This window comes from Thermobifida alba, from assembly GCF_023208015.1.
GTDB lineage: Bacteria > Actinomycetota > Actinomycetes > Streptosporangiales > Streptosporangiaceae > Thermobifida > Thermobifida alba.
Genome location: NZ_CP051627.1, coordinates 1,057,682 through 1,071,204 on the forward strand (window position 1 = coordinate 1,057,682; position 13,523 = coordinate 1,071,204).

General features: G+C 73.2%; 10 protein-coding genes and 1 CRISPR repeat array (1 of these 11 cut by a window edge). Of the genes, 5 read left to right on the forward strand and 5 right to left on the reverse strand.

The features are described from left to right. Positions 1-1,557: a CRISPR direct-repeat array (repeat unit 29 nt; unit sequence CGGTCCATCCCCACGTGCGTGGGGCTCAC); it begins 1,528 nt to the left of the window's first position. Positions 1,558-1,781: 224 nt separating this feature from the next. Beyond that, on the reverse strand, positions 1,782-3,368 hold the full coding sequence (locus FOF52_RS21875; RefSeq protein ID WP_282573863.1) for a helix-turn-helix domain-containing protein: 1,587 nt from the start codon (positions 3,366-3,368) through the stop codon (positions 1,782-1,784). A gap of 283 nt (positions 3,369-3,651) precedes the next feature. Here FOF52_RS21875 and exaC point away from each other — a divergent pair, with 283 nt between their 5' ends. After that, the gene (exaC, locus tag FOF52_RS04805; RefSeq protein WP_248592620.1) at positions 3,652-5,175 is read left to right on the forward strand and encodes an acetaldehyde dehydrogenase ExaC; all 1,524 of its coding nucleotides are present in this window, start codon (positions 3,652-3,654) and stop codon (positions 5,173-5,175) included. A gap of 2 nt (positions 5,176-5,177) precedes the next feature. Next, the gene (locus FOF52_RS04810; RefSeq protein WP_248592621.1) at positions 5,178-5,546 is read left to right on the forward strand and encodes a DUF779 domain-containing protein; all 369 of its coding nucleotides are present in this window, start codon (positions 5,178-5,180) and stop codon (positions 5,544-5,546) included. Between the two features lie 146 nt (positions 5,547-5,692). Here the strand turns inward: FOF52_RS04810 and FOF52_RS04815 are convergent, their stop codons facing one another. Next, positions 5,693-6,022, reverse strand: coding sequence for a hypothetical protein (locus tag FOF52_RS04815; RefSeq protein ID WP_248592622.1), 330 nt, complete (start codon positions 6,020-6,022; stop codon positions 5,693-5,695). Positions 6,023-6,319: 297 nt separating this feature from the next. Here FOF52_RS04815 and FOF52_RS04820 point away from each other — a divergent pair, with 297 nt between their 5' ends. Next, positions 6,320-7,201 (forward strand): helix-turn-helix domain-containing protein, encoded by an 882-nt coding sequence (locus FOF52_RS04820; protein ID WP_248592623.1) that lies wholly within the window; start codon positions 6,320-6,322, stop codon positions 7,199-7,201. Between the two features lie 141 nt (positions 7,202-7,342). On the opposite strand, the gene adhP is transcribed toward FOF52_RS04820, so the two are convergent. The 3 genes from adhP to FOF52_RS04835 all read right to left on the reverse strand — a co-directional run bounded on the left by adhP (position 7,343) and on the right by FOF52_RS04835 (position 10,136). Further along, positions 7,343-8,356 carry an alcohol dehydrogenase AdhP gene (gene adhP, locus FOF52_RS04825; protein ID WP_248592624.1) on the reverse strand — a complete coding sequence of 338 codons (1,014 nt, stop codon included), beginning with the start codon at positions 8,354-8,356 and terminating at the stop codon, positions 7,343-7,345. A gap of 270 nt (positions 8,357-8,626) precedes the next feature. After that, on the reverse strand, positions 8,627-9,430 hold the full coding sequence (locus FOF52_RS04830; RefSeq protein ID WP_248592625.1) for an SDR family NAD(P)-dependent oxidoreductase: 804 nt from the start codon (positions 9,428-9,430) through the stop codon (positions 8,627-8,629). A gap of 52 nt (positions 9,431-9,482) precedes the next feature. Continuing rightward, complete coding sequence (locus tag FOF52_RS04835) at positions 9,483-10,136, reverse strand: TetR/AcrR family transcriptional regulator (protein ID WP_248592626.1); 654 nt, start codon at positions 10,134-10,136, stop codon at positions 9,483-9,485. Between the two features lie 104 nt (positions 10,137-10,240). Between FOF52_RS04835 and FOF52_RS04840 the strand changes: the two genes are divergently transcribed. Continuing rightward, on the forward strand, positions 10,241-12,391 hold the full coding sequence (locus FOF52_RS04840) for an acyl-CoA dehydrogenase family protein (protein ID WP_248592627.1): 2,151 nt from the start codon (positions 10,241-10,243) through the stop codon (positions 12,389-12,391). Further along, a complete protein-coding gene (locus FOF52_RS04845; protein WP_248592628.1) occupies positions 12,392-13,516 on the forward strand; it encodes an NAD(P)H-dependent flavin oxidoreductase in 1,125 nt (374 codons plus the stop codon). Positions 13,517-13,523 lie beyond the last annotated feature (7 nt).

Consider the following 13,523-nt stretch of genomic DNA (forward strand, 5'->3'; position numbering starts at 1 on the left):
CCGGTCCATCCCCACGTGCGTGGGGCTCACACCTCCGCCACCTCCGCCACCCCGGTACCGGTCGGTCCATCCCCACGTGCGTGGGGCTCACTCGGTGGGGGGCGACTGCTGCTGCTCCCACGCCGGTCCATCCCCACGTGCGTGGGGCTCACAGCACCGCGGCCCTCACTTCCGGGCTAAGCGGCGGTCCATCCCCACGTGCGTGGGGCTCACAGTAACCAACGGAGGGAAGAGACGTGGATCACCGGTCCATCCCCACGTGCGTGGGGCTCACCCACGGACCGCCGGACGAGGCGTTGAACGTGACGGTCCATCCCCACGTGCGTGGGGCTCACAGCCCCCGCCCCTGGCGGAGCTGATGGCTGATCGGTCCATCCCCACGTGCGTGGGGCTCACATCCGCGACCATCCGCTCAAAAGCCGACCCCGCGGTCCATCCCCACGTGCGTGGGGCTCACGCGGGGAACACCACCGGCCCGACCTCGTGCAGCGGTCCATCCCCACGTGCGTGGGGCTCACCGCGCTCTCCAGTCGGTACGTCAGGGACGGGGCGGTCCATCCCCACGTGCGTGGGGCTCACTAACAAACAGCCAGCCCAGGCGTGCGCCTGGGCGGTCCATCCCCACGTGCGTGGGGCTCACGCGCCGACGCCGGGAAGAGCCTGCCGAAAGTCCGGTCCATCCCCACGTGCGTGGGGCTCACTCGCGAACGGCCGCATCAAGTACGCGACCGGACGGTCCATCCCCACGTGCGTGGGGCTCACGCCGCGGGCGTAGGCGAGGGTGCGTGCGGCCAGCGGTCCATCCCCACGTGCGTGGGGCTCACACCATCAGACGCGCTCAGACGCACTCAGACGCGGGTCCATCCCCACGTGCGTGGGGCTCACCGGCTCGCGCCCGGCAGGTACGGCCGGAACGTTGGTCCATCCCCACGTGCGTGGGGCTCACGCCAGGGCGCGCCGGGACCTCATGCGCGCCGACGGTCCATCCCCACGTGCGTGGGGCTCACTTCGACTCGTTGCCGCCGATCGTGGCACCGTGCGGTCCATCCCCACGTGCGTGGGGCTCACACCAGAAACCGGGACAAAACGGGCATTGGGGCGGGTCCATCCCCACGTGCGTGGGGCTCACTCTGGTCGGCGCTGCCACGGCCATGTTCGGTCCGGTCCATCCCCACGTGCGTGGGGCTCACAATTCCAGCGGCGCGGGGCGCCGCACTACCACCGGTCCATCCCCACGTGCGTGGGGCTCACTCCGACTTCTGCGCCTCTTCCAGCTCACGGGCCGGTCCATCCCCACGTGCGTGGGGCTCACCAAGCGCGGCCGTGGGGGGTGGCGCAGGTGAGCGGTCCATCCCCACGTGCGTGGGGCTCACCCCGTCCTGCAACCTGCGAAAAGGGGATAAGCCGGTCCATCCCCACGTGCGTGGGGCTCACGCGAAGCCGAGGAAGAGGTCTTCTTAGGTACGTCGGTCCATCCCCACGTGCGTGGGGCTCACAAGCTGTACGCCGTTCTGTGCGACCGCGACGCCGGTCCATCCCCACGTGCGTGGGGCTCACAGAAGATGACCTGCGGTTTTGTGGAGCGTTATCTCCGCGTGACCAGCTTCGCAGGCGGCTTCTGCCCGTAGGGGCAGCCTAGACCAGTTTCACGGCAGTAGTCCGCCTGTTTCGCTCACCCGCCGCGTCCCGCGTGGCGGAAGAGGGCCGTAACCGGACGGTGGACAGCTGGGGGCCGGGGACCACAACGTTTCCCGGCCCCCGTCTCCCGGCCGGAGTCGGTGCTAGCCGTCCGAGGCGAGCAGCGCGTTGAGCCGCTGCACCGCGCTGGCCCTGCGGGGTGAGGTGCGGGGCAGGGACGCGGCCAGGACCTCCAGGACCGCGACGTCCTCGCGGCCCAGGTCGAGGCAGGCGAGCTGCCACAGCAGGTCGCTGTCGCCGAGTTCCAGGACGCTGGTGCGCAGGGTGGCCGCGACCTCGTCGCGGACCGCGCGGATCTCCGGGGCGTCCGAGCGGCCCAGCAGTTCGCCCCGGTAAGCGGCCAGGGCCGCGCGCACGTCGCCCGCGGCCAGCCGGTCGCGCACCAGTAGCAGGTCGCAGTCGGGGGCGGCGGCGAGCCGGTAGGGGCGGGGAAGCAGGACGTGCTGGCCGAGCTGGGCGCGCAGCCGGTGCATCTCGACGCGGACGGTGGCGGGGTTGCCGTGCTCGCCGTAGAGCCCCAGCGCCAACTGCTCGGCGGTCCGTCCTGCCGGGTGCAGCGCCAGCAGGGCCAGGATCTCGGCGTGGCGCAGGGACACCGGGACGCGTCGGCCGCCCAGGCGGACCGCGGGGGCGTCCGGTCCCAGCAGGCGCAGCGCCAGCGGCTCGTCCGCTCCCGGCGTGGCGGGGCGGGACCGGGGCGGGGCCGTGGCCGCAACGCGGGGCCGGGTGCCGCCCCGGGGTGCGGCGCGTGCCCTGGGGCGGGGCAGGCGCAGCAGCCATCCCTCGGTCAGCGGCTCCAGGGTGCCGTGCACGCCGCCGCCCAGGTCGACGCGGGTGCCGCCGGTGGTGTCGACGCGGTCGGGCAGGGCGACGGGGCAGTCCTCGCGCCGGTGCGTGGCGATGACCCGGCCGCTGTCGCTGAGCAGCGCCCCGGGCTGGCCGCCGAGGCGGTGCAGGTCGGGCAGGCGGCGTTCGCGCAGGCCCTGGTCGGCGGCCAGCATGCGCAGCCGCAGTTCCTTCTCGGCGAGTTCGGAGGCGGCCGACACCAGTTGCACCATCGCCGGGTGCACGCTGTCCTGCTGGCCGCTGACGTCGATGGTGCCGAGCAGCCGCCCGGTGTCGGGGTCGGTGATCGGGCAGGCCGCGCAGGTCCAGCTGTGGTAGGTGCGCACCAGGTGTTCGGCGGCGTAGATCTGCACGGGCTGGCCGGTGGCCAGCGCGGTGCCCATGGCGTTGGTGCCGATGGTGTCCTCGCGCCACTGGGTGCCCTCGGTGAGCAGCACCCGGTCGGCCGCGCCGCGCACCTGGGCGGAGCCCTCGCGCCACAGGATGCGGCCGTCGGCGTCGGTGACGATGAGCAGTTGGGCGGAGGCGTCCACCGCGGCGTCCAGGATGCGGCGCAGGGTCGGCACCACGGCGGCCAGCGGGTGGCTGGAGCGGACCTCGTGCAGTTCGTCGCGGTCGTAGACCAGGGGAGGGGCGCTGCCCTCGGGGTCGACCCTGGCGCGCAGGGAGCGGTCCCAGGACGCGGACACCACGGAGCGCAGGTCGGGGCCGGCGCGGTTGCCGCTGAGCACGTCGTCGTGGGCGCGGTGCAGCGCGCGGAGGGAGGGCGGCCGCGGTGCCCGTGCGCGGCCCTGCCGGAAGGGGGACCCGGAAGAAACGGACACGTCGTCACCGTCCGATGGGTGAAGCGGTCGTGGCGTGCGGGCGGCCAGGCGGGGGGTGTCTGGCGGCCATGCTGCGGATCATGACCGCAAAACCCCGGGAGGGCAAGCCCCTTCCGGGGTCGAGGCGTCCGGGGGACGGTGGTGGACCGCCGGATCGTCGGGGTGACCTGGGCCACGGTGGTCCGTCCGGTCGGGCGGGGCCGGATGCAACGGGACTGCAACGCTCCCGCTTCTAGTGTGGCGCAGCACACATTTCGCTCGTGTCTGTAGGAGGGAAGCGGCAGTGACCGTCTATGCGGCGCCGGGCACGACCGGCAGCATCGTCGATTACCGGGGACGGTACGACCACTTCATCGGCGGCGAGTACGTGCCGCCGGTCAAGGGGGAGTACTTCGTCGACGTCACCCCCGTCACCGGGCGTCCGTTCACCGAGGTCGCGCGGGGCACCGCCGAGGACGTGGACCGGGCGGTGGCCGCCGCGCAGAAGGCCGCCCCGGCGTGGGGGCGCACCTCGCCCGCGGAGCGCGCGCTGGTGCTCAACCGCATCGCCGACCGGGTCGAGGCCAACCTGGAGCGGCTGGCGGTCGCCGAGACCTGGGAGAACGGCAAGCCGGTGCGGGAGACCCTCGCCGCCGACCTGCCGCTGGTCGTGGACCACTTCCGCTACTTCGCGGGGGCGATCCGCGCCCAGGAGGGCCGCACCTCCCAGATCGACGACGACACCGTGGCCTACCACTTCAACGAGCCGCTGGGCGTGGTCGGGCAGATCATCCCGTGGAACTTCCCGCTGCTCATGGCGGCGTGGAAGCTCGCTCCGGCGCTGGCCGCGGGCAACGCCGTGGTGCTCAAACCGGCCGAGCAGACGCCCGCGTCCATCCACCTGCTGGTGGAGCTGGTCGCCGACCTGCTGCCGGCGGGCGTGCTCAACGTGGTCAACGGGTTCGGCGCGGAGGCGGGCAAGCCGCTGGCGCAGCACAGCGGTGTCCGCAAGGTCGCCTTCACCGGTGAGACCACCACGGGGCGGCTGATCATGCAGTACGCCAGCGAGAACCTGATCCCGGTGACGCTGGAGCTGGGCGGCAAGAGCCCCAACATCTTCTTCGCCGACGTGGCGGCCGAGCGCGACGCGTTCTACGACAAGGCGCTGGAGGGGTTCGCGCTGTTCGCGTTGAACTCCGGGGAGGTGTGCACCTGCCCGTCGCGGGCGCTGGTGCAGGCCGACATCTACGACGACTTCCTGGCTGACGCGGTGGAGCGGACCCGGGGGATCAGGACGGGCAACCCGCTGGACACCGAGACGATGATCGGCGCGCAGGCCAGCAACGACCAGCTGGAGAAGATCCTGTCCTACATCGACATCGGCCGGAAGGAGGGGGCGAAGGTCCTGCTCGGCGGGGAGCGCCTGGAGCACGGGGGCGAGCTGGCGGGCGGCTACTACGTGGCGCCGACGATCTTCGAGGGGCACAACGGGATGCGGATCTTCCAGGAGGAGATCTTCGGCCCCGTGGTCTCGGTGACCCGGTTCACCGACTACGCCGACGCGATCGCGATCGCCAACGACACCCTGTACGGGCTGGGGGCGGGCGTGTGGTCGCGCAGCGGCACCACCGCCTACCGGGCGGGCCGCGACATCCAGGCCGGCCGGGTCTGGGTGAACCATTACCACAACTACCCGGCGCACGCGGCCTTCGGCGGCTACAAGCAGTCGGGCATCGGCAGGGAGACCCACCACATGATGCTGCAGCACTACCAGCAGACCAAGAACCTGCTGGTCAGCTACTCCGACAGCGCGCTGGGGCTGTTCTAGCCGTGGCCGCGCACCGGGTCGAGCGCGTGGCGCTGACCGCCGCGGCGGCCGAGCTGCTGGTCCGCCTCACCGAACGGCACGGTCCGCTGATGTTCCACCAGTCCGGCGGGTGCTGCGACGGCAGTTCGCCGATGTGCTACCCCGAGGGGGAGTTCCGCCTCGGAGCCTCCGACGTGCACCTGGGGGACCTGCGGGTCGACGGGCTGGAGCGGCCGGTCGGGGTGTGGATGTCGAAGGCGCAGTTCGCCTACTGGCGGCACACCCACCTGACCATCGACGTGGTCGAGGGGCGGGGCAGCGGTTTCTCGGTGGAGGCCCCCGAGGGGGTGCGGTTCCTCATCCGCTCCCGGCTGCTGACCGACGAGGAGTAGCCCGCCGCGGTCTTGTCCCCAGAGGCACCGAAAGCCGCCGAAATGGCATTGGGGACAAGATCGCCGCATGTGCGGCGAGGAGAGAGAAGGCCCGCCGGTCACGCGGGGCGGCACCCCGGGGCTGGGGAGCGCCGCCCGGTGCCGGTTCAGGGGGTGGTCCGGGTGCGGTGCTGCCGGCCGCAGTGGTGGCAGCGGTAGGTGGTGTAGACGACGAGGACCTGTCCGGTGCAGTCGAAGGTCGGCAGGACCGACAGTTCGGTGTGCGGGGTGGTCCGCCCGCAGTGCGGGCACGTCAGCAGCTGCACGGTATCGGCTCCTTTCGGGATCAGGGAGGCCGCCGTGGTCACGACGGTGAGGACCACGAGCGGGTCGGCTCCCAGCGCGGTCGGGGCGAGGCCGGCTGCCAGGACGACGAGCAGCCAGGCCGGGGAGGGCCTCCTGGGGGCCTCGGGAGGCCGTGTGGGGAGTGCGGACACGGGAGTTGCTCCTGGAGGGTTCGTGCGGGGCCGCCGCCTCCGCTTCCGGTGAGCCGGCGGAGGCGGCGGCCCCGCGTGGTGGCGTTCGGCGCAGGGGGCCGCGGCGGTGCCGCGGTTCGTGGAGCGCTTCTTCGACGGCGGGACCGTGCTACATTCCGGCCTCCTTTCGTGCCGGGGTGCTTCGATGATGAACGGCAGCGATGTGGAATGTCCGTTTTTGCGGCACCGGGCGGTGAAGAGAGGAGGCAGCGGAGGAAAAGGACGGAACGGGGTGACAGAGGCAGGAAAAAGGAGACAATGGAAGACCCCGCCGTCCGCCGCTCCGTGTTCTGCGAGGTTCGCGTGCCCACACCTCCCGGACCGTTTCCCCAACCGCAGTTGGACTTCGCCAAACGGCTGCGGGAGTTGCGTCTGCGGGCGGGGCAGCCGACCGAGGAGAGCCTGGCCAGGCAGATGGGGTGCGGGCGCACCACGGTCTCCGACATCCTCAACGGGCGCCGGTTCCCGAACTGGGAGCTGCTGTCGAACCTGGTCCGGGCCTGCGGGAGCTCCCCCGGGCAGTGGAAGGGCCTGTGGGAGGAGACCCACCTGCTCCTCGACGAGATCCGCCGCACCCGGCGCGCCGTCTCCGCGCCGTCGGGCGGGGCCCTCCTGCCCGTGGTCTGGTACCGCAGCAACCCGGAGTTCTACCGGGCGGTGGCCCGGGAGGTCCGCGGCGCCCGTTCCGAGATCCGGGTGACCTACATCCGCCGCCACCCGCCCACCCACTACATCTCGGCGGCCTCCGCGGAGTACTTCGCCGCCATCCTGGACTGGGCGCGCGCCGCCGTGGACGAGGACAGCGAGAGGACCGTGCGGCGCATCATCGGGGTCCCGGAGATCGCCGGGACCCCCGACCCCGTCATGCTCGACTGGGTCCGCGACCACCACGCGGAGACCGCCGGTCTGCTCAACTACGAGGTGACCATCCTGCGCTGGCCGACCGGGGCCGACGGGCAGAACATGGCCCTGATCGACGACAGCACCGCGTTCCTGGCGTTCTCCGGGGGCTCGCGGCAGAAGCTGAACGGCTTCAGCGTCAAGGACCCGACCTTCCTGAGCTACTACGCCGCGTACTTCGACCAGCTCTGGCACGGTCTCGTCCCGATCCAGACCTACCTCGACCAGGTCGGGGGGTGAGGGGCTCGGGGGCGGCACGCTCCGCCCCCGAGCCCCTCACCCCCCGACCCGGTCCGCCGTCGTTGTGCGGCGGACCGGCGCGGGGCGGGCGCGGCCGCGGTCGGCCGTGTCGGGCGGCCCGGGGCTCCCGCCCCGCCGGGGCTAGCGCAGGTCGAAGACGAGGCGCGCGGTGACCTCTCCGGAGAGGACCTGCTCGAAGCAGGCGTTGACCTCGTCCAGGCGGCGGGTCTCGCGGATCACGCGGGTGGCGCCGCGCTGGTGGATGCGGAAGACCTCGGCGAGGTCCTCCCGGGTGCCCACGATCGAGCCGATGACCTTCTTGCCGCCCAGCACGTGGTCGAACACCGGGATCTCCAGCCGCCCGTCCTCGGGCAGCGCCACCAGGACCAGGGAGCCGCCGCGGCGCAGCGAGTCGTAGGCGGCGCGCACGGCGGTGTTGTTGACGGCCAGGGCGATGGCGGCGTCGACCCCGCCCAGGTGCCGGGCCACGGCGGCGACGTCGCTGGTGCGGGCGTCGATGACGTGGTCGGCGCCCAGTTCCTCGGCGAGGGCGAGTTTGGCGTCGGTGACGTCCACGGCGATCGTCTCGGCGCCGAAGACGCGGGCGTACTGCAGGGCCAGGTGGCCGAGACCGCCGATGCCGGAGACCAGGACCCGGGTGCCGGGGCGGGCGCCGGAGACCTTGACGGCCTTGTAGGTGGTCACGCCGGCGCAGGCGAGCGGGGCGGCGTCCAGCGGGTCGACGCCGTCGGGGACCCGCACCACGTACTCGCCGTGGGCGAGGGCGTATTCGGCGTAGGCGCCGTCCACGGAGTAGCCGCTGTTCTGCTGGGCCTCGCAGAGGGTCTCCCAGCCGCTGACGCAGTGGTCGCAGCGGCCGCAGGCCTGGGCCAGCCAGGCGATGGCGACCCGGTCGCCGATCCTGAGGTGGTCGACCAGGTCGCCCTTGGCCGCCACGAGGCCGATGCCCTCGTGGCCGGGGACGAACGGCAGGGACGGTTTGACGGGCCAGTCGCCCCGGGCGGCGTGGATGTCGGTGTGGCACAGGCCGGAGGTCTCGATGCGGACCAGGACCTGTTCGGGGCCGACGGCGGGGACGTCGCGTTCCTCGACGCGCAGCGGCTCGGTGAAGCTGGTGACCACGGCGGCTTTCACGATGGTGCTCCTCGTTCCTACCGGAGGGCGGAGTGGGGGGGCGGGCCGTGGCCGGGAAACGGGGAAGGGGGTTTCCCGAGGGCCCGCCGCGCCCGGAAAGTGACGGGCATCACGCTAGGTCCGGCAGGGTTGCACCGAGGTTGCCCCGGGAGCCGCGGCGGCTCCCCCGCGTCGCGGGAGTGTCGGCGCACCGGTCGGCGGGGGAGCGGTGGGCCCCCGGACGGGGGGACGTCCGGGGACGCGGGGGATGGAGGAGGAAGGCTTTCGGGGTCAGTGCGTGGGGAGGGTGCCGACCGCGCTGCGGCCGCCGTCGACGGTGTAGATGCCCCCGGTGATCCAGTCGGCCTCGTCGCTGGCGAGGAAGAGGGCGAGGGAGGCGATGTCCTCGACCGTGCCGAGGCGGCCGAGCGGGTAGTGGCGTGCGGCGGCGGCGTTGGCCTCCGCCACGGTGGCCGCGGTCAGGCCGCGCTTCTGCCGGGAGCGCTCCACCAGCGGGGTGTAGACCCCGCCCGGGCAGATCGCGTTGACGCGGATGTTGTCGGGGGCGTAGGCGGCGGCCATCTGCCGGGTGATGGAGACGACGCCGCCCTTGGCGGCGGCGTAGGGGAAGATGCCGGGGATGCCGATGAGGCCGCCGACGCTGGCCTGGTTGATGATGACGCCGCTGCGGCGCTCCACCATGTGCGGCAGCGCGTACCGGGAGGTCAGCCAGACGCCCTTGAGGTTGACGGCGATGACCCGGTCCCACTCCTCCTCGGTGGTGTCGGCGGCGTCGCCGGAGCCGGGGATGCCCGCGTTGGCGAAGACGACGTCGATCCGGTCGAAGCGGGCGAGGGTCTCCTCGGTCATCCGTTCGGCGTCGGCGGCGGCGGAGACGTCGGCGGCCAGGGCGATGGCGGTGCCGCCGGCCTCGCTGATCTGCTCGGCGACCCGGCGGGCCGCGTCCGCGTCGAGGTCGACGCAGGCGACCCGGGCGCCCTCCGCGGCGAAACGCAGGGCGCTGGCGCGGCCGAAGCCCGATCCGGCTCCGGTGATCAGCGCGACCTTGTCCGTCAAGCGGCCCTGTGCGGCCATGGGTCCTCCCGAGACGCCGACAACATACCCAAATCAAGTGTTTTGATTATCACTAAATCGGGGTGCTGTCCATGCTCGGTGCGGTGTCGGCGGCCCGCTGCTCGGCGGTGTGGGCGCGCAGTGCGGCGAGCAGGAAGTCGACCAGGCGCCGGGCGTAGCGGCGGCGGGCCGCGGCGTCGGAGCGGACGTGGTCGGGAGCGGCGGTCGAGTAGTTGACCACCGCGCCGTGCAGGGCGTCGAGCAGCACCGACACGGGTGTGTGCGGGCTCAGTTCGCCGCGGGCCAGCGCCCGTTTGACGATCGCCCGGCTCGTGCGGATCTGCGACTCGCGCACCCGGCTCCAGCGTTCGGTGATGTCGGGGATGATGCGCGACTCCACCGCCATGCGCCGCGCGGCCATCCCGTCGGGGCCGCAGAACAGGTCCATCAGCAGGTCGGCGAACTCCACCAGGTCGGTGCGGACGTCGCCGTTGTCGATCTCGGCGATGGGGGCGAACCTGCTGGCCACCGCCTCGGTGAGCAGGTCCGCCTTGCTGGTCCAGCGCAGGTACAGCGAGGCCTTGCCGACTCCGGCGGTCCGCGCCACGGCCTCCATGCTGAATCCCGACCAGCCGGACAGGCCGAAGACCTGCAGGGCGGCGGCGATGATGCGCCGGTCCACCTCCGGGTCGCGGGGGCGACCTCCTCGGTCCCTGGGTGAGGACATGTTCATGGGCTCCAGACTCGTACATCTCGCGGGGGTTGACTTACTGAACAGCTACCGTTCATTATCAGGTTTGTATACGGCAATCGTTCAGTAAAGAGGGGCACGTGTCTACCGGAATCCGCGCTGAGGCCGAGGACTTCGGCCGCACCGTCGCCGCCGTCCTCGACGACCGGTGGGGCGACGCCACCGCCGCGCCCCACGGCGACCTCGCCGGACTGTGGCGGACCGCGGCCGAGCAGGGATGGTTCGAACTCGCCTCCGAACGGGCCCTGGACTTCCTCGTCGCCGCGGTCCGCGAACTCGGCGCGCGGGCCTGCCCGCTGCCGCTCGTCGACGCCTACGTCGCCGGACTGCTGCTCGACGCCGACCGCGGCGCACAGGTCGCCTCCGGACAGCTGCGCCCGATCGTGGCCGTCGTCGACGACCCCGACACCGACACGGCCGACCACTGCGAGGCCGCCCCGCAGGCCACCCACCTCCTGCTGGTCCACCCGGCCGGCGGGCGGGTGCGGCTGGCGCCGATCAGCCGGACCGAGCCCACCCCCGGACTGGCGGTGCCCGCCTGGTCGCGGGTGCGTGCCGGCGCGACGGAGACCGAGGTGGCGGCCGATCCCGCGGCGGTCACCGACGCCCTGGCGGTGTGGACCCTGGGACTGGCGGTGCGGGCGCTCGCGGCGGCCGAGCGCGGCCACGAGCTGGCCGTCGCCCACGCCACCACGCGGGAGCAGTTCGGCCGCGTCATCGGCGGCTTCGGCGCGGTGCAGCAGCGGGTCGCCGCCTGCCACATCGAGACGGCCGCGGCCAACGCGCTCGTCGGAGACGCGGTCGGCCACGGCCTGGCGGGAAGCGGGGAGTGGCCGCTGGCCGCGGCGCTGGCCGTGCGCCACATCGGCGACACGGCCACGTCCGTCATGTTCGGGGCGCAGCACACCCTGGGCGCGATCGGGTTCTTCGAGGAGCACGAGGCCGCCTGGCTGTTCCGCCGGGTGCACGCCGACGTGGTCCGGCTGCACGCCCACGCCCGCCACGCCGTGCGGATCAGCCGCGCCCTGGTGGAGCAGGGCCGGTCGCTGCCGTCCTTCCACCTCGGCGAGGCCGCCGAGCGGTTCCGCGCCGAGGTGCGCGCCCTGCTCGCCGAGCACCGCCTCGTCGACGAGCACGGCCGGGAGGGGCACGACCAGGAGGGGCTGCGCGCGGCGATGGCCGAACACGGACTGTTCAGCCTCGGCTGGCCGCAGGAGGCGGGCGGCCGGCAGGCCGGAGTCGCCGAGCAGGCCGTCCTCAACGAGGAGATGAAGTACGCGCGCGGCCCGGTCGACCGCGCGATGAGCGCCACCATGCTGCTGGGGCACTCGATCCTGCGGCACGGCACCCCCGAGCAGCAGGCGGAGTTCCTGCCGCTGATCCGGCGCGGCCAGCTGCGCTTCTGCCTGGGCTACAGCGAACCGGAGGCGGGCTCGGACCTGGCGTCCCTGCGCACCCGGGCAGTGCGCGACGGCGACCACTGGGTCATCAACGGCCAGAAGTCCTGGACCACCAGGGCGCACACCGCCAGCCACGTGTGGCTGGCGGTGCGCACCGACCCCGACGCGGTGCCGCGCCACGCGGGCATCACGATCTTCCTGGTGCCGATGGACACCCCCGGCATCACCGTCCAGCAGCACACCGCGCTGTCCGGCGAGGTCTCCTGCACCGTCTTCTACGACGACGTGCGGGTGCCCGACAGCATGCGGGTCGGCGAGGTCAACGGCGGCTGGCGGGTGATCACCGACGCCCTGGCCGCCGAGCGCGTCGTCATGGGCGGGGTCGCCGCCACGCTGCTGCGCCAGCTCGACGACCTGCTGGAGCACCTGCGCACCGACCCCGAGCGGCTGCTCGGCGCGGACGGCTCCGCCAAACGCGACCGGCTGGAGTCGCTGGCCGCCCGGCTGCAGGCCGCCCGCGCCCTGGTGCTGGAGGCCACCCGGGCCATGGCCGGGGGCGGGGCCTCGGACCTGGCCGCCCCGATGGCGGGGGTGCTCGGCGGGGAACTCGCCGAGGACTTCGGCCAGGGCGTGCTGGAACTGCTGGGACCGGAAGCCGCGCTGGGCGCGCAGGTGCCCGGCGTGCCCGGGGGCGGGGGGTTCGAACGGGCGCTGCGCACCTCGCCGATGTTCGTCATCGGCGGCGGCACCAACGACATCCAGCGCGCCATCATCGCGCGCGGCCTGGGACTGCCCCGCGAGGAGCGCGCGGCACGGAAGAAGGAGCGGTAGATGCGGACCGCGCTGACCGAGCTGCTCGGCGTCGACCTTCCCCTGGTCGGGTTCAGCCGCTCCCCGGCCGTGGTCGCCGAGGTGTCGAAGGCGGGCGGCTTCGGGGTGCTGGCGGCCACCGCCTACCGCCCCGAGGAGCTCGACGCCCAGCTCACCTGGATCGAGGAGCAGGTGCGGGGGCGCCCCTACGGGGTGGACCTGCTGGTCCCCGCCGCGACGTCGGACCGGGACCCCGAGGCCCTGGCGGCGGAGCTGCGCGCGCAGATCCCCGCCGAGCACATCGAGTTCGTCCGGGGCCTGCTGGAGAAGTACGGGGTGGACCCCGGCGACCTGTCCCGGGGGTTCGGCGCGGCCGACGGCCAGGTGGCGGGCATCGCCCCGACGGGGGTGGAGGCGCTGCTGGACGTCGCCTTCTCCCACGACATCTCCCTGGTGGCCAACGCGCTCGGTCCGCCGCCGCCGTCACTGGTGGAGCGCGCCCGCAGGGCGGGCGTGGTGTCGGCCGCGCTGGTCGGCAACGCCCGGCACGCCGTCCGGCAGCTGGAGGCCGGGGTGGACCTGCTGGTCGCCCAGGGAACGGAGGCGGGAGGGCACACCGGGGCCGTCGCCACCATGGTGCTGACCCCCGAGGTCGTGCGGATCGCCGGGGACACCCCGGTGCTGGCGGCGGGCGGGATCGCCTCGGGGCGGCAGATGGCCGCCGCGCTGGCGCTGGGCGCCGCGGGCGTGTGGTGCGGGTCGGTGTGGCTCAACAGCGTCGAGGACATCACCCCCGAGCACGTCAAACGGAAGTTCCAGGCCGCGGCCAGCACCGACACGGTGCGGTCGCGCACCCGCACCGGCAAGCCCGCCCGCCAGCTGCGCAGCGCCTGGCACGACGAGTGGGAGCGTCCCGGAGCCCCGGAGCCGCTGGGCATGCCGCTGCAGATGATGCTGGCCAAGGACGCCTGGCAGCGCATCGACGCGGCGGCGCGGGCGGGCTCGCCGGGCGCCCGAGCCCTGGAGTCGTTCTTCGTCGGGCAGGTCGTGGGCTCCTTCGCGGAGCTGCGGCCCACCGCCGAGATCGTCGCCGGGATGGCCGCCGAGTGCGCCGAGTGCATCAGCGGACTCCAGCGGATGCTGTGAGCGTCGT

What these genes read in the sequence shown, in the direction of transcription:
- FOF52_RS04820 (WP_248592623.1), top strand. Translation starts at nt 6,320, where the DNA reads ATGGAAGACCCCGCCGTCCGCCGCTCCGTGTTCTGCGAGGTTCGCGTG.
- FOF52_RS04830 (WP_248592625.1), bottom strand. Translation starts at nt 9,430, where the DNA reads ATGGCCGCACAGGGCCGCTTGACGGACAAGGTCGCGCTGATCACCGGA.
- FOF52_RS04835 (WP_248592626.1), bottom strand. Translation starts at nt 10,136, where the DNA reads ATGTCCTCACCCAGGGACCGAGGAGGTCGCCCCCGCGACCCGGAGGTG.
- FOF52_RS04845 (WP_248592628.1), top strand. Translation starts at nt 12,392, where the DNA reads ATGCGGACCGCGCTGACCGAGCTGCTCGGCGTCGACCTTCCCCTGGTC.